At 66.0% G+C, this 22,065-nt stretch carries 18 protein-coding genes and 1 pseudogene; 8 read left to right on the plus strand and 11 right to left on the minus strand.

What is annotated here, in order from left to right; genetic code table 11:
• Nucleotides 1–255 precede the first annotated feature (255 nt).
• On the minus strand, nucleotides 256–2,202 hold the full coding sequence (locus ABE493_RS11785) for a transglycosylase SLT domain-containing protein (protein WP_346499105.1): 1,947 nt from the start codon (nucleotides 2,200–2,202) through the stop codon (nucleotides 256–258).
• Between the two features lie 182 nt (nucleotides 2,203–2,384).
• On the opposite strand from ABE493_RS11785, the gene ABE493_RS11790 reads away from it, so the two are divergent.
• The gene (locus ABE493_RS11790) at nucleotides 2,385–2,795 is read left to right on the plus strand and encodes an ExbD/TolR family protein (RefSeq protein WP_346499106.1); all 411 of its coding nucleotides are present in this window, start codon (nucleotides 2,385–2,387) and stop codon (nucleotides 2,793–2,795) included.
• A gap of 139 nt (nucleotides 2,796–2,934) precedes the next feature.
• A complete protein-coding gene (locus ABE493_RS11795) occupies nucleotides 2,935–3,810 on the plus strand; it encodes an EamA family transporter (protein WP_346499107.1) in 876 nt (291 codons plus the stop codon).
• Nucleotides 3,811–3,818: 8 nt separating this feature from the next.
• Here the strand turns inward: ABE493_RS11795 and ABE493_RS11800 are convergent, their stop codons facing one another.
• The 4 genes from ABE493_RS11800 to ABE493_RS11815 form a co-directional block, all read right to left on the minus strand.
• On the minus strand, nucleotides 3,819–4,556 hold the full coding sequence (locus ABE493_RS11800; RefSeq protein ID WP_172837775.1) for an endonuclease/exonuclease/phosphatase family protein: 738 nt from the start codon (nucleotides 4,554–4,556) through the stop codon (nucleotides 3,819–3,821).
• 71 nt (nucleotides 4,557–4,627) lie between these two features.
• Entirely contained in the window at nucleotides 4,628–5,437 is an 810-nt protein-coding gene (locus ABE493_RS11805; RefSeq protein ID WP_346499108.1) for a thiol:disulfide interchange protein DsbA/DsbL, read from the minus strand.
• Nucleotides 5,438–5,557: 120 nt separating this feature from the next.
• Nucleotides 5,558–6,205, minus strand: a complete 648-nt coding sequence (locus ABE493_RS11810) for a thiol:disulfide interchange protein DsbA/DsbL (protein WP_346499109.1) — start codon at nucleotides 6,203–6,205, stop codon at nucleotides 5,558–5,560.
• 93 nt (nucleotides 6,206–6,298) lie between these two features.
• On the minus strand, nucleotides 6,299–7,084 hold the full coding sequence (locus ABE493_RS11815; protein WP_346499110.1) for a c-type cytochrome: 786 nt from the start codon (nucleotides 7,082–7,084) through the stop codon (nucleotides 6,299–6,301).
• Between the two features lie 172 nt (nucleotides 7,085–7,256).
• On the opposite strand from ABE493_RS11815, the gene yihA reads away from it, so the two are divergent.
• Complete coding sequence (gene yihA / locus ABE493_RS11820; protein WP_346499111.1) at nucleotides 7,257–7,907, plus strand: ribosome biogenesis GTP-binding protein YihA/YsxC; 651 nt, start codon at nucleotides 7,257–7,259, stop codon at nucleotides 7,905–7,907.
• A 367-nt stretch (nucleotides 7,908–8,274) separates the two neighbouring features.
• Here yihA and ABE493_RS11825 read toward each other — a convergent pair whose 3' ends face one another.
• The 3 genes from ABE493_RS11825 to ABE493_RS11835 form a co-directional block, all read right to left on the minus strand.
• Nucleotides 8,275–9,249, minus strand: a complete 975-nt coding sequence (locus tag ABE493_RS11825) for an MBL fold metallo-hydrolase (protein WP_346499112.1) — start codon at nucleotides 9,247–9,249, stop codon at nucleotides 8,275–8,277.
• Between the two features lie 100 nt (nucleotides 9,250–9,349).
• Nucleotides 9,350–10,183 carry a helix-turn-helix transcriptional regulator gene (locus ABE493_RS11830; RefSeq protein ID WP_346499113.1) on the minus strand — a complete coding sequence of 278 codons (834 nt, stop codon included), beginning with the start codon at nucleotides 10,181–10,183 and terminating at the stop codon, nucleotides 9,350–9,352.
• Nucleotides 10,184–10,186: 3 nt separating this feature from the next.
• Complete coding sequence (locus tag ABE493_RS11835; protein ID WP_346499114.1) at nucleotides 10,187–10,885, minus strand: VIT1/CCC1 transporter family protein; 699 nt, start codon at nucleotides 10,883–10,885, stop codon at nucleotides 10,187–10,189.
• A 203-nt stretch (nucleotides 10,886–11,088) separates the two neighbouring features.
• On the opposite strand from ABE493_RS11835, the gene ABE493_RS11840 reads away from it, so the two are divergent.
• The 3 genes and pseudogenes from ABE493_RS11840 to bla all read left to right on the plus strand — a co-directional run.
• Nucleotides 11,089–12,453 carry a glutamate--cysteine ligase gene (locus ABE493_RS11840; RefSeq protein WP_346499115.1) on the plus strand — a complete coding sequence of 455 codons (1,365 nt, stop codon included), beginning with the start codon at nucleotides 11,089–11,091 and terminating at the stop codon, nucleotides 12,451–12,453.
• 229 nt (nucleotides 12,454–12,682) lie between these two features.
• Nucleotides 12,683–13,321, plus strand: coding sequence for a glutathione S-transferase family protein (locus ABE493_RS11845; RefSeq protein WP_346499116.1), 639 nt, complete (start codon nucleotides 12,683–12,685; stop codon nucleotides 13,319–13,321).
• 495 nt (nucleotides 13,322–13,816) lie between these two features.
• Nucleotides 13,817–14,593 (plus strand): annotated as a pseudogene (gene bla / locus ABE493_RS11850) (subclass B3 metallo-beta-lactamase); the annotation flags it as partial.
• 210 nt (nucleotides 14,594–14,803) lie between these two features.
• On the opposite strand, the gene ABE493_RS11855 reads toward bla, so the two are convergent.
• Both ABE493_RS11855 and ABE493_RS11860 read right to left on the minus strand, forming a co-directional pair.
• Nucleotides 14,804–15,505 (minus strand): LytR/AlgR family response regulator transcription factor, encoded by a 702-nt coding sequence (locus ABE493_RS11855; RefSeq protein ID WP_346499117.1) that lies wholly within the window; start codon nucleotides 15,503–15,505, stop codon nucleotides 14,804–14,806.
• A complete protein-coding gene (locus tag ABE493_RS11860) occupies nucleotides 15,493–17,202 on the minus strand; it encodes a histidine kinase (protein ID WP_346499118.1) in 1,710 nt (569 codons plus the stop codon). The genes ABE493_RS11855 and ABE493_RS11860 overlap by 13 nt, the downstream gene beginning before the upstream one ends.
• Nucleotides 17,203–17,378: 176 nt before the next feature.
• Here ABE493_RS11860 and ABE493_RS11865 point away from each other — a divergent pair, with 176 nt between their 5' ends.
• Together ABE493_RS11865 and ABE493_RS11870 are read left to right on the plus strand one after the other, a co-directional pair.
• Nucleotides 17,379–18,968: an alpha/beta hydrolase gene (locus ABE493_RS11865; RefSeq protein ID WP_346499119.1), complete on the plus strand. Its 1,590-nt coding sequence runs from the start codon at nucleotides 17,379–17,381 to the stop codon at nucleotides 18,966–18,968.
• 277 nt (nucleotides 18,969–19,245) lie between these two features.
• The gene (locus ABE493_RS11870; protein ID WP_346499120.1) at nucleotides 19,246–20,349 is read left to right on the plus strand and encodes a serine hydrolase domain-containing protein; all 1,104 of its coding nucleotides are present in this window, start codon (nucleotides 19,246–19,248) and stop codon (nucleotides 20,347–20,349) included.
• On the opposite strand, the gene ABE493_RS11875 is transcribed toward ABE493_RS11870, so the two are convergent.
• Nucleotides 20,333–21,934: a winged helix-turn-helix domain-containing protein gene (locus ABE493_RS11875; protein WP_346499121.1), complete on the minus strand. Its 1,602-nt coding sequence runs from the start codon at nucleotides 21,932–21,934 to the stop codon at nucleotides 20,333–20,335. The genes ABE493_RS11870 and ABE493_RS11875 overlap by 17 nt on opposite strands.
• Nucleotides 21,935–22,065 lie beyond the last annotated feature (131 nt).

Consider the following 22,065-nt stretch of genomic DNA (forward strand, 5'->3'; position numbering starts at 1 on the left):
CTTTTCTGGCTCCGCAGGGGGCGGCGGCGTTTTGCCCTTTCGCGCCGCGGCGGTGCTGGGCGCGGCACTACATCAGCTGCGTGTGGGAGCGGTGCAAGCCGCGAAGCTGACAATGTTGGAAGGCCTCAAAAGCTCACCCCTCCCCAGCCCTCCCCTTGGCCTTCGGCCAAAGGGAGGGGGCATCTGCCGAGCATGGCTCGGCACTACATTGGTAAGGCCTCTGCCGAGCATGGCTCGGCACTACGGTGCTGCGTTTCAGGGGGTTTGCTGGCAGTTGAAGGCTTTGCGGGCGCCTTCGGTTTTGCCGACCATGCGGTCGCTCAGGGTCAGGGCGTTGCCGTTGAGGCGCCAGTCGTAGATCACGCTGAAGGCCAGCACCCGTGCTACGTATTCGCGGGTTTCCTTGTAGCTGATGGTCTCGATCCAGAAATCCGGGTCGTAGTTCGGGCGCTGGCTCTGCCAACGTGCGGTCGGCGTGGGGCCGGCGTTGTAGGCGGCGATGGTGACGTAGGGCAGGCCGTTGTACTTGTCCATCAATTGGCGCAGATACGCAGTGCCGATGGCGATGTTGGTGTCCGAGTCGTACAGGCTGGCCGCGCCGCCGTAGCCACTCAAACCGATACTCTTGGCAACGCTGGCGCCGGTGGCTGGCAATACCTGCATCAGGCCCATGGCGTTGGCCGGTGAACGCGCGTTCGGATTGAAAATACTCTCGGCGCGGATCTCGGCGGCGATCCAGGCCGGGTCCAATGCGTTGCGTGCGGCTTCGCGGCGGATGCTGTCGTCGTGGTGCAGCGGGAAGCGCAGGTTGTACAGGCGCATTTCCTGCGGGCCCTTCAATGCGAATACGGCGCGATCAAACCAACCGTTGTTGCTGGCCACTTCCACTGCCAGCCGGCGCTGGCTGTCGTCGAAACGGGTCAATGCGTCGGCCCATTCGCGTGCGGCCCAGCTTGGGCGCTCGATCTTGAACAGCTCGATGGCTCGCACCAGTGCCGGCTCACGTGCCACGGCGCTTTTTGCGCTTGCGCTGTCGCCCGGATTCCACGGGCACAAGGTGTAGGGCTGCTTGAGCTTGTCCGCAGCCAGAAAGCCGTGGAAGGTAGGTTCGCTGGCGGCGGCGCGATACAGCGCGGTGGCTTCGGCGGGCTTGCCGGTCTTTTCCAGCAGACGGCCTTCGAACCAGCGCCAGCGTGAATCGTTGCGCTGGCTTGCAGGCATTTTGCGGATGGCGGTCAACGCTGCCGGCCAGTCGCCACGTGCCATCGCCTCGCGGGTGCGCCATTCGTGCAGACGGCCGTCGTAGGCCGACTCGGGCACGGCCGCCAGGCGGCGTGCGGAATCGGGCAGGTAGGAGGCAACGGTCCACAGCGCGATTTCGTACAGCACCTGGCCTTGCTGGTCTGCGTTCAGGCCGAGACTTTGCGCGTATTGCGGCAACTGCAGCTCGGCGGCACCCGGGTCGGCCTTGGCCAGTTTCTGCAGGCCATCGACGGCGATGCGGCGGCTGCGGTCATTTTTCGGCCAGTTCAAGGCGCGGGCGTCGGGTTTGTCGACAAAGGCGGCGTAGTCGTTGGCCTGCGCCAGTTCGCCGGCCGGCAAACCGCGTGCGGCGGCTCGCATTACCGCCGGTTGCTGCGCATCGGCAGCGGCATCAATGCGTTCCCAGCGCAGTGCTGGGGTCAATCCGCCACGGCTGGCGAGTACCGCAAACACGGGGTCACAACCATCGGGCAGCGACTTGCCGGCGCTGCGCCACAAGGCTTGTGCATCGCTGGTCCATTGCGCGTCGGCCCTGCCGGTAGCCTGGCGGGCATTGAGTTCGGCGCAGCGCAGGCCCGGATCGTTGCTGGCCTTCCAGTTGGCTTGGAAAGTCGGCCAGTCCTGGCGGCGGGCCAACGCCGGCAACCACGCCGAGCGGAAGCTCTCGGCCACGGCCTGGCCCTGATAGCGCTTGAGGAAATCCTGTGCCTGCGCGGAGGGCAGGGTGTCGATGTTGCGGCGCAGGGCACTGAACTCCAGCCAGCCGTACAACGGATGGTTGCGCAGTGCGCTGGCAGCGCTGGCATCGAATTGCCCGCGCTCGGCATTGTCGATGGCGGTGCGCATTGCGGTGCGCTGGGCATCCAGGTTCTGGGCATGGGCACCGGCGCTGAGCAGCGCGGCAACGGCGGCCAGGGGCAGCAGGAGAAATCTGTTCATGGCCGAAGGATAACGGCCACGGCGTCAACGGCCGAGCGCCAGCCCAACCCGCACATGAACGGGCCCGTCCGCTGCGTGCGTATCAACCAAAGCTGAACGAGCCTTCATGCGGTAGCTGGAAAGCGAGCGGGGCTGGCGTAGCTTCGGCCTTGAGGCAGCCGGCCTCGCCCTGGGGAACTGGAATGGCATTCAGTGCAGCAGGCAATAGCGGACGTCCACTGGCCGATATCAACGTCACCCCGTTGGTTGATGTGATGCTGGTGTTGTTGATCATCTTCATCGTGACCGCACCGATGGTATCGGTGCCGATCCCGGTGGATCTGCCACAGCGCAGCGAAAAGGTCCTGCCCAGAATCGAGCCGCCACCGCCGATCGAGTTGCGCGTGGATGCGGCCGACCAGCTTTACTGGAATGGCGAAGTGCTGGCGATAGGTGACCTGCAGGCGCGGCTGCAGGCACAGGCCGATCTGCATGTGGGTAACCTGCCGGAGCTGCGCATTGATGCCTCACCCGACGCGCAGTACCAGGTGATGGCCAAGGTGCTGGCGGCCGCCAACAACGCGAAGATGGAACGCATCGCTTTCATCCAGTAAGGCACTGGCTGCGACGGCATCGGCCACCGGATTCGGTGGCTGATGCTGCAGCGTCGTGATGGCCTTTCGCGGCGTCGGATCGGATGCGGAAACTGTTTCGGCACAAGCGTTCGCGCGGTCGGCCGAATACACTAGCGGCATGCAAAATTCCCGATTCGCATCGCTGTTGCCGGTGCTGGCGGTGCTCGGCTCGGTGACGTCGTTGTCGATCGGTACCTCCTACGCCAAAAACCTGTTTCCCGTCATTGGTGCGCAGGGCACCAGCGCGTTGCGCGTGGGTTTCTCGGCGCTGTTCCTGTTGCTGCTGTGGCGGCCATGGCGCTGGCATACCAGCCGTGCCGATGGTGCGGCAATCCTGCGTTACGGCTTGACGCTGGGGCTGATGAACCTGCTGTTCTACATGGCGCTGCGGACGATTCCGTTCGGGATTGCCGTTGCCATCGAGTTCACCGGTCCGCTGGCGGTGGCGATGTTCTCCTCGCGGCGGCCGATCGATTTCGTCTGGGTGGGCTGCGCGCTGGTCGGGCTGGTGCTGTTACTGCCACTGGATGGCGGCCAGGCGCTGGACCCGGTTGGCGTGCTGTATGCCCTTGGCGCGGCATTCTGCTGGGCGCTGTACATCATCTTCGGCAAGCGGGCAGGGCACCTGCATGCCGGCCACAGCGTGTCATTGGGTTTGCTGGCGGCGTCGCTGGTGGTGGTGCCGGTGGGTGTGGCGCATGCGGGCATGGCGCTGCTGGAGCCGAAGATCCTGCTGGCCGGGTTCGTTGTTGCGGTGGTGTCCAGCGCCATTCCGATGTCGCTGGAAATGATGGCGCTCAAGCGCCTGCCCAAGGAAACCTTCGGCATCCTGATCAGCATGGAACCTGCGGTGGCTGCGCTGTGGGCGCTGCTGTTGCTGCACGAACACCTGACCGGCCTGCAATGGCTGGCGATCGGTTGCACGGTGTTGGCATCGGCGGGCAGTACCTTGACCGCGCGGCGGCGGCCGGCGCAGGCAATTGCCGCCGGCTGAGCAAGCGCTCAGCGCAGGCTGTTGGCCGGTACTTCGACTTCCATTTCCACTGCCAGGTGGTCCGAATGCGCGGCGGGAACGGCGCGCGTATCCAGCATCTTCATGGTGTCGGAAATCAGGATGTGGTCGATGGCGCGGTCCGGGCCCCAGCTGGGGAAGGTCGGCACCAGGCAGCTGGGCGGCTGCAAGCGGGTCTTGTGGTACAGCACGCGCATTTCCGGGCGGTCGGCCTTGCAGTTGAAGTCGCCCATCAGCACGGCGTTGGGGTAGTCGGCCAGTACGTCGGAAATGAAATCCAGCTGCGACAGCCGCGAGCCGGTGCCCAGCGATAGATGCGCCACCGCCACGGTCAGGCCTTCGTCGCCATCACCGTAACGGGCCACCAGCAGGCCACGGCCACCGATGCGGCCGGGCAGGGCGTGGTCCTGTACTTCCACCGGCTCCAGCCGGCTCAGCAGGCCATTGGCGCTGGAGGCCACCCCGCCCATGCGGCGGTTGGGCTGGTGGGCCCAATAGTTGAAGCCGGCACGTTCGGCCAGGTAATGGGTCTGGTTGGTGAAGCCCGAGCGCAGGCTGCCGGGGTCGGCCTCCTGCAGGCCGACGATGTCGCGGCCGCTGGCGAGCTTGGCGATCGCGTCCAGGCTGGAGCGCTTCTGCCCGGCAGGCAGGGCATGCGACCAGCTACGGGTTACGTAGTCGCTGTAGCGGCGGGTGCTGGAGCCGGCCTGGATGTTGGCGGTCAGCAAACGCAATGTCTGGGTAGGGGATTTCACGGTGGGTCGAACTCAAGGGCCTCGTTGCCGAGGCCCTTGATACCTCACTTGGCGTTGGCGGCGCGTTCGCGCGCGATCAGGTGGTCGGCAATGCGGAGCATGTCTTCATAACCCTTGCCCTTGACCAGGTACTTGCCGTTGACCACCAGCGACGGGGTGCCGGTGATCTTGCTGCGCTGGGCGAACTGCTTGCCACGGTTGACCTTGGCGGCGACGCCGAAGCTGCCCATGGTGTCGGCGAAGGTCTTGGGATCGACGCCGTACTTGCCGTAGAAGTTGGCGATGTCCTGCACCGAATCGTTACCGCGCTCACCCTTCAGGGTCTGCTCGATGTGGATGGCCGAGTACAGCGCGTCGTGGGTCTTTTCCTGCACGCCCAAGGTTTCAGCGGCGTAGTAGGCACGTGCGTAGTTGTCCCAGGTGCCGCCAAAGGCCGCCGGCACGTAGACGAAGCTCACGTCCGAGGGCAGGCCGGCCTTCCACGAGCTGATCAGCGGCTGGAAGCGCGCGCAGGCCGGGCAGACGTAGCCGAAGATCTCGGCCACTTCCACTTTGCCGGTGGCCGGCTGGAATGCCTGGCCGCCTTCGATCACAACGAAGTCGGTGCCAGCAACCGGGTCCGGGCCGACCAGACGGGCCTGGGCCGGAATCGGCGGGGCGACGGGGGCATCGGTAGCGGCGGCGGCCGGTGCGCCGGTTGCTGCCTCGGCAGCCGGTGCCGGGGTTGCGGCCGGAGCGGCTTCGGTAGCGGCCGGGGCTGCCGGAGCGGCGGTATCAGCGGTGCCATCCTGGGCTTTGCAGGCAACCATCAGCGGCAACAGGGCGGTCAGGGCCAGGGCGAAGCGGATATTCATCGGGAGGGATCTCCAGCAGGGTTTTGTTGGGGTGCCGGGCAGCGATGCCACGGCCGGCGCGCGCAGGGACGCATTATGGGCGTTGTCGGCTGAACCGGTAACCCGGATTCAGCCGGTGACTCAGCGGCGGTTGCCGCCGCTGCGTTCGCGTGCCAGCAGGGCGTCGGCGATGCGCAGGTTGTCGTCAAAGGTTTTGCCCTTGACCAGGTATTTGCCATTGATGATCAGCATCGGCGTGCCGGTGACCTTGACCCGCATGGCGAAAGCGCGGGCGTTCTTGACCTTGTCATCCACCTGCTGGCTGCGCAGCGCTTCGATGTAGCGCTGCGGCTGCACGCCGTACTGGGAATAGAAGGTGGCCAGCTCGTCCGGTGAGACGTTCTGTGCCGGCAGGCTGCGCTGTTCGTGCAGGGCCTTGAACACGTCGGCATGGCTGCGCTTGAGCACGCCTACCTGTTCGGCCGCATAGAAGGCACGGGCGTAGGAATCCCAGTAACCACCAAAGGCCGCCGGCACCGGGGTGAAGCGCACGTCTGCCGGCAGCTTGGCGGCCCAGGCTGCCAGCTGCGGTTCGAAATGGGCGCAATGCGGGCAGGTGTAGCCAAAGACCTCTACGACTTCGATCTTGCCGGCCAGCGGCGCAAACGGGCCGGGCTCGGCGATGAGCTCGTAATCCTGGCCTTCCACGGGCGCGGCAGCGGGAGCGGCCCAGGCCAGCAGCGGGGCTGTTGCCAGCAGCATCAGCAACAGTCGGGGGAACAACTTCATCGTGGTGATTCTCCGTTGGAAAAACAGACGCCGACCTTGCGGCCGGCGTGTCTGCGTGGGCAGTTGCCGGGTCGCCGGAGCGACCGGCGGGTGTCAGGGTTGCGCGGCGGCGGTGGCTACCGTTGCGTCGTTGGCTCGATCATGCAGACCTTGGATGTAACTGGCCAGCGCCTGGATCTCCTGTTCGGTCAGCGCGTGGCTGATCTGGGCCATGATCTTGAACTGGGCGGCATCGGTCTCACCGGTCTGACCGGCCTGGTAACGCTGCAGGCGCTGGGCCACATAGCCGGCATGCTGGCCGCCGATATGCGGATAGGCCGGGCCCGGGTTGCCGGCGCCGGTCGGGCCGTGGCAGGCAATGCAGGCCGGGATGTTGCGGCTGCTGTCGCCGCCACGGTAGAGCTTCTGGCCCACTTCGAAGAATTTCATGCCCTGGTACGGGCCCTCGCTGACGACGGCGTCATCGGCCACACCGGCCCCGGACTTCTGGGTGGCGAAGAAGGCACCGACATCGCGCATGTCCTGCGGGGTCATGCCCTGCACGAAGGGCAGCATTGCCGCCACCGCGCCTTCATTGCGCTGGCCGCTGGCGATCAGCGCCAGCTCCTTGGCGATATAGCGCTCGCTCTGGCCGGCCAGGCGCGGGTAGATCTCCACCGCCGAGTTGCCGTCGGCACCGTGGCAGGCCGCACAAGTGGACGCCTTGGCCTCGCCGGCCTTGGCATCACCGGGCTTGGTCTTGCTGAAGTCGATCTCCAGCGAAGCGGTCTGGACAGGCGCATTGTCCGGCGCGGGAGTGACCGAGCTCTGGGCAAAGGCGACGGCGGCGATTACAGGGACTACCAATGCAGCAACGGCAAGAACACGAGCATGGCGCATGCTGAAGCTCCGTGTGGACCGGGCCGGGCGGGGCTTTCCGCCGGCATCGACCGGATTATCAACGGCGTTTCGCGGCACGGTCAACGCAGCAGTGCAGCAAAATCGGCCGGCAGGGCCGCCCGGAAGGGTACGGAAGCCGACGCGCGGCGCCGCAACATGCGATCCTATGCACATGTCATTGCTCATAGAACGCGCCCGTTACCACCTTTCCGCCCACAATTCCCGGCAGTTGCCGCCGGATCTGGGGGCCGAAGTGGCATTTGCCGGTCGCTCCAACGCCGGCAAGTCCAGCGCGCTCAATGCGCTGACCCGCCAGAACGCCCTGGCCCGTGTCTCCAAGACGCCCGGCCGTACCCAGCAGCTGGTGTTCTTCGAGGTGACGCCCGAGGCGCACCTGGTCGATCTGCCCGGCTACGGCTACGCCAAGGTGCCGCTGGACCTGCAGGCCCATTGGCAGGCCTTCATCGACCAGTATTTCCGCACCCGCAATGCCCTCAAGGGCTTGGTGGTGGTGATGGACATCCGTCATCCGCTGCGCGATTACGACCGCCAGATGCTGGGTTATGCGGTACAGCGCGGCCTGCCGGCGCATGCCTTGCTGACCAAGGCCGACAAGCTGGGCCGTGGCCAGCAGATGCAGACCCTGAAGAAAGTACGCAGCGACCTGCACTCGATTTTCGGTGAAACGGTCAGCGTGCAGACCTTCTCCGGCGAATCGCGCCAGGGCGTGGACGAAGCCCGCGGCATCATCGGCGGCTGGCTGGGCCTGAACCCGCCGGCAGCAGACGATGCAGGGAAAGCCGGGGCTGCGGGAGCGCCGTAAGCCGCAAGGCCGACAATGCATGGCTTGTGGGAGCGGCATAAGCCGCGAAGCTGGCAATGCCAGGATTGTAGGAGCGGCGTAAGCCGCGAAGCTGCCAATGCCAGGATTGTAGGAGCGGCGTAAGCCGCGAAGCTGGCCAACCATCAGGCCTGAGCGCATAGAAAACGCCGCCATATCAGGGCGGCGTTTTGTTTTTCGGCCCGGTTGTTGTGAGAGCTGAAGCAAAAGCAAAAGCCAGAGCCAGAGCAAAAGCCAGAGCTCCCCTCACCCCTACCCCTCTCCCGTAAACGGGAGAGGGGACTGCAACTGCAACAGCAACAGCAACAGCCAAGCCAACAGCCAAGCCAACAGCCCAAAGCCGCCCTGCTTACCGCTTCAACGGCGAAAATTCGCCCGGCACCCACGCAAACGCCTCGCCTTCGCGACGTACATGCCCCAGGCCCGGGAATGGCAGGTGCGCGCCGGCTACCCACCAGCCCTGATCGGACGCTTCCGCCATCAAGCGGCGACGGCTGGCAATGGCGGCGGTGCGGTCGCTGTCGGCCTCGAAGGCGGCGTCAGGACGGGCGAACTGGACGGCGTGGAAATGTACGATGTCGCCCCACACCAGCAGCTTCTGGTCGTTGCCGCCGTCCAGCAGGTAGGAGACATGGCCGGGGGTGTGGCCGTGGCTGTCCACTGCGGTGATGCCCACCGGCAGGCGCTCGCCGGGGGTGAACCTGTGCAGTTTGCCGGCGGCGACATACGGGGCCACCGCATTGCGTGCCATGCCGAAGGCCATGCGCAACTGCTGCGGGGCGGTGGCTTCGCTGGCCGGGTCCAGCCAGTAGCTGGCGTCGGCCTGCGACAGCCACACCGTGGCATTCGGGAACGCGGTCTTGCCCTGCGCATCCAGCAGCCCGCACATATGGTCGGGGTGGGCGTGGGTCAGCAACACGTCATCAACCTCGGCCGGGTCATGGCCGGCAGCGCGCAGATTGCCCAGCACCTGGCCCAGACCCGGGCCGAAGCATTGGGCGGTGCCGGTATCGATAAGGCTCAGGTGATCGCCGCGCTGTACCAGATAGGCGTTGACCGCGGTCTGCAGGCCCTGTGCGTCTTCCGGCACATAGCGGTGATCCAGCAGGCGGGTGACCGTGGTTGGATCAATACCCACCAGTTCCTGCCGGCCCAGCGCCACCGCGCCGTCGAACAGTGCGGTGACCTGCAGTTCGCCGATCTGCTGGTGATACACGCCGGCGACCTGCTGCTGTGCATCGTGCGGGCTGCGCGCCTGGGCACCGCAACTGAGGGCTAGCATCAGCAGGGCGGTGGCAATCGTGTGTGGGGGGCGGATGGGCATGGGGGTTCCTGCAGGGGCGGCTCTGCCGCGGGACCTTCATGCTGCGCCGGTTGCCCGCCGCGATCCGCTCATAATGGCGCGCGAACTGCTCGCCCTGCGGTCAGCTATTGCCGATGGCCGCAGGCTCCAGCCCATAGCGCGCGCTGAAACGTTTGTTGAAACTGCTCAGCGAGCGGTAGCCGGCGCGCGCTGCCACGGTCTTCAAGGGCAGCCGGGTGGTGTAGAGCAGCTGCATGGCGTGGGCGAGGCGGGTATCGGCGACCAGCCCGCGCACGCTGAGCTGTTCGCCGGCCAGGCGCCGCCGCAGGGTGGCACCGCTGAGGCCCAGGTGTGATTCGAAATCACGTGATTGCCAATCGCGCTCCGGTTGCGCGGCCACCAGGTCACGGATGCGATCGCCCAACCCGGGTTCGGGTGCGACCAGCAGGCTGCCGTGGCCGCGCCGGCAGAACGCCACCACCAGCGTCGCCAGCGCCAGCCGTGCTTCAACGTAGTGACCCTGCTGCAGTGCCTGCCGCCATTGCAGCAGCGCGGCCGCGTGCTCGACCAGCCGCAACCGCGCCAGCGCAGGGCCGGCCTCGGGCAAGGGCTCGCTCCACAGGGCACGGGCTGCGCCCAGTACTTCCGGGCACAAGGGCACGAGGGCGGTCAGATACAGGCCGCTGTGCGGGTCCGGGATGTTGACCACGTCGATGCGGCAGCGGCGGCTGATCAGGAACAGATCGCCGGGCGCGAATTCCAGGGCCTGCTGTGCGGTACGTACCTGCTTGCGCCCCTGCAGCAGGATGGCGAACTGCGGCTGTGGGATTTCCACCGAACTGGCGCCATGCTCGGCGCGCGCGGTGATGCAGGCATAGCCTTCGGCACGTTGGCACTCCACCAGCGAGGACAGCTGGGCCAATACGCTGAGTGTGGCGTCCGTTTCGGCGTTCATCACTTACACGGTGATCTGGAACAGGTGACCGATGGCCGAGGCCGCGGCCATCGCCAGCGCGCCCCAGAACACCACCCGCAGCGCGCCACGCAGGGGCTGCGCGCCACCGGCGCGGGCCGCCAGTGCGCCGGTGATGCACAGCCCGACAATGGTGGCGGCGGTGGTGGTTTCCGCCACCCATGCGGGCGCTGCCAGCAACGCAGTCAGTACCGGCAGCGCGGCGCCAACGATGAAGGCGCTGGCTGACGCCGCTGCGGCTTGCAGGGGGCGGGCGCGCAGTTGTTCGGTGATGCCGAGCTCATCGCGTGCATGGGCGGCGAGGGCATCGTGGTCGGTGAGCTGCTCGGCAACCTGCCAGGCCAGATCCGGGCTGAGCCCGCGCCGGCGATAGATGGCGGCCAGTTCTTCAAGCTCGCTGTGCGGGTCTTCGTGCAGTTCGCGCTGCTCCCGCACCAGTTCGGCGCGTTCGGCATCGGCCTGGGACATCACCGAGACATATTCCCCGGCCGCCATCGACATGGCACCGGCGACGGTGCCGGCGACGCCGGTGGCCAGGATGGCCGAGGGGCTGGCACCGCCTGCGGCGACGCCAACCACCAGGCCGGCGACCGAGACGATGCCGTCATTGGCCCCCAGCACGGCGGCACGCAGCCAGCCGATACGCTCGGAACGATGGGTTTCACGATGATGGCTGCGGCTCATGTGCACAGTGTAGGGCCGGCGCCCGGCCAATCGCGGAATGACTCGCAGGCGCAGTCCCGCAGGCGGTCAAGTCTGCTTTTATAGGATGCTGAAAACTGTTGCCGTGACACGATGGCAATCTAGGCCGCGATATAGTGCGCCCTTGCGATGGCGGGGGCTGGCCCCCACCTTCCCGCCCTGACCAGAATTCTGCGAGTCTGCCCTTGTCGAGCCCGAGCCACGTCGCTGATACCCCCATCTCCCACCGCGACCAGCTGGTCGAGAGCATTGCCTCGGGCGAAAAACCCAAGTCGCAATGGCGGATCGGTACGGAGCACGAGAAGTTCGGCTTCCGTCTGGATGACCTGCGCCCGCCCACATTTGATGGTGAGCGCGGCATCAATGCGCTGCTCAATGGCCTGACCCGCTTCGGCTGGGAGCCGGTGCAGGAGGATGGCAACACCATTGCCCTGCTGCGTGATGGCGCCTCGGTGACGCTGGAGCCTGCCGGGCAGCTGGAACTTTCTGGCGGTGCCTTGCTGACCCTGCATGACACCTGCATGGAAACCGGCAGCCACCTCAATGAAGTGGCGCAGGTGGCCAGCGAGCTGCAGCTGGGTTTCCTCGGCATGGGTTTCCAGCCCAAGTGGGCGCGTGCCGACATGCCGTGGATGCCCAAGGGCCGCTACCAGATCATGAAGAACTACATGCCCAAGGTCGGTTCGCTCGGCCTGGACATGATGACCCGCACCTGCACGGTGCAGGTCAACCTGGATTACGCCAGCGAAGCGGACATGGTGAAGAAGTTCCGCGTGTCGTTGGCACTGCAGCCCATTGCCACCGCGTTGTTCGCCGATTCGCCGTTCACCGAAGGCAAGCCCAATGCCTACCTGAGCTACCGCTCGCACATCTGGACCGATACCGATCCGGACCGCACCGGCATGCTTGATTTCGTGTTCGAGGATGGCTTCGGCTACGAGCGCTACGTCGACTATCTGTTGGATGTACCGATGTACTTCTCCTACCGCGACGGCATCTATCACGATGCCAGCGGGCAGAGTTTCCGCGACTTCATGCAGGGCAAGCTGCCGGCCTTGCCGGGCGCGATGCCGACCCTGCGTGACTGGTCGGATCACACCACCACGGCATTCCCGGAAGTACGGCTGAAGAAGTACCTGGAAATGCGCGGCGCCGACAGCGGCCCGTGGAGCCGGATCTGTGCCTTGCCGGCGTTCTGGGTCGGCCTGCTGTACGACGAGACCGCGTTGAACGCCGCCTGGGACCTGGTCAAGGATTTCAGCCTGGCCGAGCGCAACGTGCTGCGCGATGGCGTGCCCAAGCATGCGATGAACCTGCCGTTCCGCAACGGCACGGTGCGTGACCTGGCGCGTGAGGCCCTGGCGATTTCGCGCGATGGCCTGCGTCGTCGTGCCGCGCTCAATGCCGATGGCCAGGATGAAACGCGCTTCCTGGATGTACTGCAGGAGATCGTGGATTCGGGCAAGACCGCGGCCGAGCGCAAGCTGGAGCTGTTCCATGGCCGCTGGAATGGCAGCGTGGATCCGTTGTTTGCCGAGTTTGCGTACTGATTGATGCGGCTTTAGGAAATGGGCCTGGGTATTGGCCCTCGCCTTGGTTTCGCCTTGGCACTGTTTCTGCCGTTGCCCTTTTGCAGTCATTCCCGCCTTGGCGGGAATGACTGAGCAGGAGCGGTTCCCGTCTTCGGGGGAATGACGCTTTGAAGAGCCGAGGCGCTCGAATAGCGTCCTGACCTAGGGCGCTTGCTAGACTGCCGGCCTCATCTCTGGAGTCACACGCATGGGCAGCACGGCAGAAGAAATCGTCTTCTATACCAATCCGATGTCGCGCGGTCGCATCGTGCGCTGGATGCTGGAAGAACTGGGGCAGCCGTATCGCACCGAGGTGCTGGAATTCGGCAAAAGCATGAAGGCGCCCGCGTTCCTCGCCATCAACCCGATGGGCAAGGTGCCTACCATCGTGCATCGCGACGTGGTGGTCAGTGAGGCGGCGGCGATATGCACCTATCTGGCAGATGCATTCCCCGCTGCCGGCCTGGCCCCGGCGTTGGACGATCCGCTGCGGGGCAGCTATCTGCGTTGGATGTTCTTCGCAGCCGGCCCGGTGGAGGCGGCAGTCAGCGCCAAGGCACTGGGCTTGCTGGCGCCGGCGGACAGGGCCGGCACGGTGGGCTATGGCAGCTTCGATCAGGTCGTCGATACGCTGGAGCAGGTGGCCGGCAACGCCTCACCGTGGTTGCTGGGCGAGCGCTTCAGCGCGGCGGATGTCTACGTCGGCAGCCAGGTGCTGTGGGGACAGATGTTCAAGACCCTGCCCGAGCGTGATGCATTCAACCGCTACGCGGCGCAGTTGCGCACGCGGCCGGCATGGGCGCGCGCCGCCGCGTTGGACGACGCGCTGATTCCGCCGAGCAGCTGAGCAGCGCGCAGAGGAGCGTGGCAAGTCGGTAACGTGCCGCGCTCAACGGGGCATCGGCCCATTGCCAGGCCGGCGCCTGTTGCCGGGCGGTTTCTGCCGCCTGGTTCCGGCCCAAGGCCCGCTGCGCCGGAGCCAGTGCCACGATGCAGGCAACCGAAGTTTCCAGCAGCGGCAGCTCGGTAGGATTCGCAGTTGGTACTGCTGCGGAAACCGCGTACGTCTGTTTGAAGAACCGCCGCCGGCCGGTGCCCAAAGTGCCGGGTGGTTGTGCTTGCAGGCCAGGGCCAGGCGACCCTTAAATAATTCATGCGTCGGCGCAGTTCTACGCATTTGTCGCACGGTCACCTGCAGCGCACAGTTCCTGCAGATATCAACCAAGGTGCGGTGATGAAACCAAGGCAGGGAGTTCGTTGGGGGTTGCGGGTGGCTGCAACGTTGGTTGCGGGAGTGACTGCAGCAAGCGCGTAGGCAGGCGAGCCGGCGGAATGGACGGCGCCGATCAAACCGTTCCGAATCGTCGATAACATCTACTACGTTGGCACCGAAGGGCTGGCCGCGTATCTGATCGTGTCAAAGCATGGTGCGATCCTGCTCGATGCCCCGATTGCCGCCAACGCCGAGCAGATCGAACGCAACATCGAAAACGTGGGCGTGCCCTTGCGCGACGTGCGACTGCTGATCAGCAGCCACGCGCATGCCGATCATGTGGGTGCGATGGCCGCACTCAAGCACGGCAGCGGTGCGCGCGTACTTGCCAGCGCAGGTGACCGCTGGGCGCTTGAGAACGGCAGAAACCAAGGTGACAACAATTACGGTGTGATGCCGTTTGCGCCGATCAAGGTGGATGAGGTCGTCAGCGACGGGCAGCAGGTGCGGTTGGGTGAGGTTGCGCTGACCGCGCATCTCACTCCCGGACACACCGCCGGCTGCACCAGTTGGAGCATGACCGTGAATGATCGCGGTACGCCGCGTGAGCTGCTGTTCCTGTGCAGCATCACGGTTGCTGGCAATACCTTGATTGGCAATCGCAGCTATCCCCGCATCGTCGAGGACTTCCGCGCGACGTTCGTGAAGCTGGGGGCGATGCATGCAGATATCGTACTGAGTGGCCATCCCGATACGGCCGGTGTTCTGCAACGGCAGGCGCGACGCGCGGGCGGTGACCTTGAGGCTTTTGTGGAACCCGGTCTTCTCGCAAGCTTGGTTGGTGAGCACAAAGCGGATTTCGAAGCGGCGCTGACCAAGGCGAGTGCGCCGGAAAAGGGGCGATGACAGGCAGCCGAGATCTTGAGTTTCCTCTTCGCTCGTGGCCATCGGTCGTCGTGTCTCAACAGCATGAGGCAATGACCTGGCCCGGTTGAGCGCAGCGACCGGATGAAGTCGTCGAACCTGCAGAACAAATCTCTCATCGACACCCGGTAGAGCTGCCGGGTGCGCTGTGCTTAGCCGCGTTACGCTTGCTTCGGTCGTGTCACTGGCTGTTTACTCAAGGGCAAGTGCCTGCCGCAGGCCTGCAACATGTGCACGGCCGACAGGCAGCTCGGCGCCACCGTTCAATACCAGCCAGTAACGGCTGCCAGTGCCGGCATGCAGCGTGCTGATATGGCGCAGGTTGACCAGATAGGAGCGATGGCAGCGCACGAAGTCCGGCGGCAGCACAGCGCTCAGCCCAGCCAGTGATTTGTCGTGCAGCTCGCTGCGGCCATCGCGCATGCGCAGTTCGCTGTAATCACCATCGGCGCGGATCCACTGCACATCGGTCAGTTCCACCAGAGCCGTGCCTTGTGCGCGCCAGATGCCGAGATAGCGGGCGCGGCCGGCGCTATAGCGGCCGACATCCAGCAGGCGCTCCAATGCCTGCCCCAGGCGTTCGCGCGAAAAGGGTTTCGGTACGAAATCCAGCACGCCGTGCTCGAAAGCCTGCAGGGCGCGTTCGCGATGGGCCGAAACGACCACGCAGTGGTAGCGGCCGGCGACGGCGCGGCGCAGCAGGTCGAAACCGTCTTCGCCGCCGAGGTTGAGGTCCAGCAACAGGCCGTCGTAGACGCTGCGCTGCAGGCGATCGCCTGCAGTGTCCAGATCGGCGACGGCATCGAAGCGCGCGCGGGTTCCTGCAAGCTCAGCGCACAGGCGCAGCAGGCGCTGTTGCACCAGCGGTTCGTCTTCGACAATCAGGATGCGCATGTCAGCTCGATGCGGCTGCACCAGTCGGCGCCATCGGCGCCTTGGCTGTACTGCCAGCGGTTGGGATGGGAGGCGGCCAGGCTGGCCTCGATGTAGCGCGTGCCAGTGCCCTGGCCACGGTGGGGGGCGCTGCCGCAGGCGCTGCGCAGCTCCAGAATCCAGCGTTGGCCATCGCGTTGCACGCGCAGCCGGAAGGGATGCTGTGCGCAGGCCACCGCGCCGGCGTGGGTCAGTGCGTTCTCGACCTGCGCGTGCAGCACGCCGGGCGGCAGCGACAGTCGCAGGTCATCGGCATCGACATCGAGTGTCATTGTCTGGTCCAGTGCCTGGCCGACGATATCCAGATGGTTGCGGCACAGCGCCAGTTCTTCAACCAGGGGCACGCTCTGGCGGCTGCTGCTGTCGCGCAGGCGGTCGAACTGCTCGGCCAATGATTCAACCAGACGGCTGGCGCGTGGTGGTGCCTGTTCGATCAGTTCCTGCAGGCAGGTGAGGGTGTTCATCAGCCAATGCGGTTGGATACCCCGCTGCAGCAGCTGCAGTGAGAGGCTTGCACGCTCTTCGCGCAGGCGTGCGTTGTGCAGGTCCAGGGCGCGTACCTGTGCTGCGTGGCAGAGCAGCAGGAAGCCCATCAGCACGGCAAGCAGCAGGAAGTACGGGCCGTCGAGGAAGGCGCCGGGCGCGACCAGCAAAGCCAGCACGCCGGCCAGCAGCAAGGCCAGGATTGGCCAGCGTTCCTCGCGCTCGCCATGGGTACGCAACAGCAGCGCCGCCGAGGCAAGCAGGCTCAACAGCAGCACCACCGCCGAGCGGATATCAAAACCGGGCAGCGCGATGACGGTCACCAGCAACACCAGTACGTAACCGATGCGCAGGCTTCTGTGCACGCTGACATTGAAACGTCGTGCAAGGTAGGCGGGCAGCAGCACGGCCGCCGCCACATGCAGAACCAGCAAGGCGTACAGGCGCGGCCCATGCCATGGATAGGGATAGCCCAGCACCGGCCGCCAGGCTTCTATCACCGGCAATGCCATGCCGACCGCGCACAGGGCGAGCAGCAAATGACCGCCCGGCATCTGCGGGCGGCCACGCTGCAGCGCAAGGAAGTACAGGCACGCGGCTGCAAGTGCGCCGGTGGCAAAGGCGGCGATCAGCCACGGCAGCACGCCGCGCTGGTACAGGACCTGCGCTGGCGCCACCGCCACCAGTGCATCGGCGCTGTGCAGGCCAAACTGCTGGTGGTGGCTGGAGGCCAGCACCCGCAGTTCGTCGACGGTATCCGGCGCAGACGGTGGCAGCACGCGGGTGATGTCGACCTGGCCGGGACGTTCCTGCGCGGCCGTCATGCCGACGCGGCCGTTGCCTGCCAGCGGCTGGCCGTTCCAGTACAACTGGCTGGCGGCGCGTAACGAAAGACGCAAGGCACGCCCGCCATCGTCGGCTGCCGTGCCTGCGGGTGAATGCCAGCGCAGCCAATAGGGGCCGCGCCAACTGGCCAGTGCACCCTGATCGATGGGTTGCCAGTCGAGCGTGGGTGGCGGTGATGTCGGCAGGCCGCCTGCGGCGCTGATGCTGGCCGGCGCCATTTCCCCGTCCAGCAGATGCAGCGTTGTTGCATCGCGCAGCAGCACGGCCAGCCAGGCGGCGACCGCAAAGACCAGTACGGCCAGTACACTCAAGGTTCGTAGGATCGGCATGGCGCTATCGTATCGGCTGGACGGAGACGCTGGGCGGTCCGCCGGAGCTGTTGGGCGGACGCACGCCACGCAAGTGCGGTGCGCGGGCAGATGCTGTTGATGTGGCGAAGGCAACCGGAGTTCCGGCGATGCCAAGGCCATGGCAACACCCACCTTCCCGCCCATCGGAGCCGGCCATGTCCAACATCTCTCTTTCCGTTACGCGTACCCGCCTGCAGTTCACCGCGACGCCTGCCAATACGGCGCTTGCTCGTATGTCGTTGGATACCGCGAAACCTGTCGCGGTGGCGCGCAAGCGCAGCGCACGGCAACTGCTGCCGGTGGCCGCAGGCCTGCTGGCGCTCGGTCTTGCGCTGGCCTCTACCTCGCCGGCGCTGGCCAGTGATGGGCCGGCGCCGCTGGTATTCACGCCGTATGCAATGCAGACCAAAGGCAATGGCACCATCGCCACCGAAGAAGCTTTCCTGGAAGTGCCGCGCCGGCACAGCGAACCGAACGGGCCGCGTATCCGCCTGCGCGTGGTGCGGTTGCCGGCGACGGGGGGCGATGGCCATGCCGCGCCGGTGGTGTATCTGGCCGGCGGCCCGGGTGGCTCCGGTTTCGGCACCGCGCTTGGCCCGCGTTGGCCGGTGTTCGACCAGATCCGGCGTGAGACCGATGTGCTGTTGCTCGACCAGCGCGGCACAGATTTTTCGCAGATGCCGCCGGAATGCCCGCACGAGCAGAAGTTCGATGATGCCCAGCCGCTGCAGCGCGAGGCAGCGCTGGTCGCGTTGAAGGCCACCCTGGCCCAGTGCATGGCCTTCTGGAAGAACGCCGGGGTGGACATGGGCGCCTACACCACGGCCGAAAGTGCCGACGACATCGAATACCTGCGCCAGGCCATGCGGCTGCCACGGCTGAGCCTGTGGGGCATGAGTTATGGCACGCATCTGGCGCTGGCCACCGTGCGCCGCCACCCAGACAGTCTTGAACGCGTGGTGTTGATGGGCAGCGAAGGGCCTGACGACACGATCAAACTGCCACTGGCCGCTGATGCCTTGTTGGCCGACCTGGCGGTGATCGCCCGCAAGGACGGCTTCGATGACCTGCAGGGATCGGCACAGCGTGTGCTGGCCAAACTGCGGCAGCAGCCGGGGCAGGGCAGCAGCCCGATGCATGACGGCAGGAAGGTGACCATCGGCGCCTTCGATGCACAGCTGGCGATTGCGATCGCGCTGGGGCGGCGTTCCACCCAGCGCATGCTGCCGCTGGCACTGCGCGAGGCCGAAGCTGGCAATTACGATCTGCTTGGTGCCATCGCCTTGATGGTGCGCGAGGGCCTGGGCGGGTTCCGCGCCATGCCCACGGCGATGGATGTGGCGTCCGGTCAGAGCCCGCAGCGCAGGGCGCTGGCCGCTGCGCAGGCGCGGCAAAGCCTGCTGGGTGATGCGCTGAACTTCCCGTTCCCGGAGGTCGCCGACGGCAGTGGCCTGCTCGATCTGGGCGACGCATTCCGCGCTCCGCTGCGCAGTGATGTGCCGGTGTTGTTCATCAGCGGCACGCTCGACGGCCGCACCCCGCATGCCAATGCCCAGGCGCTGCTGCCGGGTTTCAGCAAGGGTAGGGAGCTGCTGCTGCGAGGGGCCAGCCACGACAACGAGATGTGGCTGGGCAACCCTGCTATCGCCAGCAATATCGCCGGCTTCCTGGCCGGGCGTCCGCTGAGCGATGCGGTACTGGATGTGCCGTTGCCGGTCTTCATCGGCAGCCGCACCGAGCTGTAAGCACGCGCATGCAATGGCGGCCGGGGCGGTGCGCAGGCAGCGTGCCGCTCCGGCAAGCCGGGTGATGTCGTCAATGAAACGGTGCTGCAGGCAGCCGTAATCGGTGTGGTTCCACGGCGTCGCCCAGCCCGGGCGACGTTCTGTGTTGCGGTTGCGGCGGTGCCGGTGGTGGCAGGTAAGTAATTGATTGGTATCGGCTTCATTTATCTTCATGCAGACATCAGGCGCTTCATTCGGCTGCATGTTTGTCTGCTGGCTCCTTACCTGGAGCACCGTGATGACACTGCTGAGCCGTTTCCCCGTGTTTGCCTTCCTGCTGTTGGCTGCCGCTTCCGTGGCCGCCGCGCCGCCGCCCAGCGAGCACTGGACACTTTTCGATCCGGCCACGCATGGCTTGGATGCGGCCAGGTTCAGCGCCCTGGATGCCGCGATCAACAGCGGGCAGGCGCCGGACACCACCAGCGTGCTGGTCGTGCATCGCGGCCAGCTGGTGCACGAGGCCTACTTCAATGGCGCTGACCGCAGCAGCCTGCACAACACCCGCTCACTGACCAAGACCGTGACCGCGATGCTGGTCGGCGCGGCCATCGACCGCGGCATGATCAGCGGCGTGCAGGCGCCCGTGTTGGGCTTCTTTCCGGACCGCCATCCCGCCCACCCGGGTGCCTTCAAGAACGCGATCAACATCGAAGACCTGCTGACCATGAGCGCGCAGTGGGAGTGCGACGACAACAATGAGTATTCGGCCGGGCACGAGGAGCGCATGTACGTCAGCGCCGACTGGACCGGCTTCACCCTGGATCTGCCCGAGCGCGGTTATGCGCCGTGGATGAAGCGCCCGGCCGACAGTCCGCATGGACGCGCGTTTGCTTACTGCACGGCGAACGCCTTCCTGTTGGGCGCCATTGTCGAGCGCGCCAGCGCCATGCCGTTGCAGCGCTTTGCCGCCGAGGTACTGGAGCGGCCATTGGGCATTGCGGCATCGGTCTGGAACCGCTCGTCCGAAGGTGTGGGCATGGGCGGTGGCGGCACGGAATACCGCAGCCGTGACCTGGCCAAGCTCGGCCAGCTGCTCATCGACGAGGGGCGCTGGGATGGCCGCCAGGTACTGCCCGCCGCCTGGGCGCGGGCGATGACCCAGGTGCACGCGCAGACCCCGTTCGATGCCGACTATGGCTACCAGATCTGGCGCTTCCCGTTCACTGCGGGTGGCAAGCCGGTACACGCCTGGGCGATGTCCGGCAATGGTGGCAATGCGGTGTTCGTGGTGCCGGAGAAGCAGCTGGTGATGGTGGTGACGCGCACGCACTTCAACCAGCGCGGCATGCACCAGCAAACCCAGAAGCTGCTGCAGGACTACGTGCTCAGCGCGTTGCCGTAACGGCCTGCGCATCGGCCGGCAGCTGGCCGGAGGCGATGATACGTGCACGTTCGCTGGCCACTGCTGTCGCCATCGTGTCCAGCAGCTGCGCGAAGCCTTGGTCTTCGCGCAGCCTGGCGAACAGCGGTGACACCCGCAGATAGCCGGCGTTGCGATAGCCGGCGCTCACAGCTGCCTGCATTGCCGCCAACGCCGCCTTGTTGTCACCGGCCAGGTTGGCCAGCAATGCGGCATCAATACCATCGAGCGGGTCGCTGCCTTGTGCCAGCCCCGCGCGCAGCGAGGCGGCATCCTGCAACAGTACCGCTGAGGCGGGTGCCGGTTCTGCGCCCGCCAGCCAGGCGAGGGTTCTGGGCAGGCTTGCATCGGCTCTCAACACGCGTGCGCGTTGGGCAGCTGTGCGCGCAGCAGCTGTGTCGCCACGTTGGAGTGCCAGCTCGGTGTCCAGCAGATACAGCTGCGCGTGTTCGGTGCCGCGCGCATGCGCTTCGTCCAGCGCCGCCTGTGCTTCAGCGGGGCGGCCATGTTCATAGAGAAAGTTCGGCCAGGCGATATTGGAGAACACGTTGTCCGGGTAAAGCTGGAAGCTGCGCCGGTAGCGTGCTTCAGCGGCCGCGCTGTAGCCGAGCAGATCCAGATTGGAGGCAACCTGCAACTCCCAGAAGCGGACCTGCTCGGGATGGCGCACCGCCAGGTTGGCCGCCAATGCGTCGGCCAGGCGCCCCTGCCGTGCATACAGATAGGCGGCCGAAGCGCGGCTGCCATCGGCGTCCGGGTCCAACTGCACCGCGCGCTCATAGGCGGCGAGTGCTGCATCGACCTGGCCACGGCAATCATGGCTGTAAGCCAGCACCGCATAGGCGGCAGACGATTGTGGTTGGCGCGCGATCACTGCTTCGGCCAGGGTCTGTGCCTGCGCTGCATCCTCGGCAGTGCAGTTGTACAGGCAGACGCGCGCGGCCTGTGCACGGGCCACCCCCAGTTGTGCCTGCACATCGTCCGGGGCCTGCTGCAGATGTTGCCTGTACAAGGCAAGCGCGCGCTCATTGTTGTCGTGCTGGCCGATGCCTGCGTAATAGTCCGCGCGTTGCAGCAGGGGCGACACCGCCGCAGCATCGGCAGGCCATCGCCACCAGACCAGAGCGCCGACGAGCAGCAGGGCAGCGGTCAGCGGGATGGCAATACGCCGCGATGATGCACTTGCCGGTGCCGGGTCGGACACTGCCGCCGTTGCGGTCTGGGGAGCCTCGGCCACCGGCTCACTGCACAGCTGGTAACCCTGGCCGCGCACCGAGCGGAGGTAGCGCGCCTTGCGGCCGTCATCGCCCAGTGCCTGGCGCAACAGCCGCACCCGTTGGGTGACCGTTTCCTCGTTGACGATTGCTGGCGCCCAGATGTTGGCGATCAGCGCGTCAAAGCCGACCACCCGCGTGCCCTGGGTCAACAGATAGTGCAGCAGGCGGAAATTGAGCCCGGCGACATCCAGCAGTTGGCCGTCATCGCGCAGCACACGTTGCCGGGCCACATCGATGCGCAGGTCGTCCAGGCGGTAGTGCAGGGGCGTGCTGTCGAGGGGATCGGACATGGCAACGATGGTGGTGGGCGGCACTGGCTTGGGTGGGCAAGATTAGCAGGCGGCGCCGGCCGCACTGCGGCATGCCTGCGGCTGCAGCTCAACAGTGGGGTTGGCGTGGTGGACGAGCGCGCCTGCCGCGT

The organism is Stenotrophomonas terrae (assembly GCF_039674165.1).
In the GTDB taxonomy this organism is placed as follows: Bacteria; Pseudomonadota; Gammaproteobacteria; order Xanthomonadales; family Xanthomonadaceae; genus Stenotrophomonas; species Stenotrophomonas terrae_A.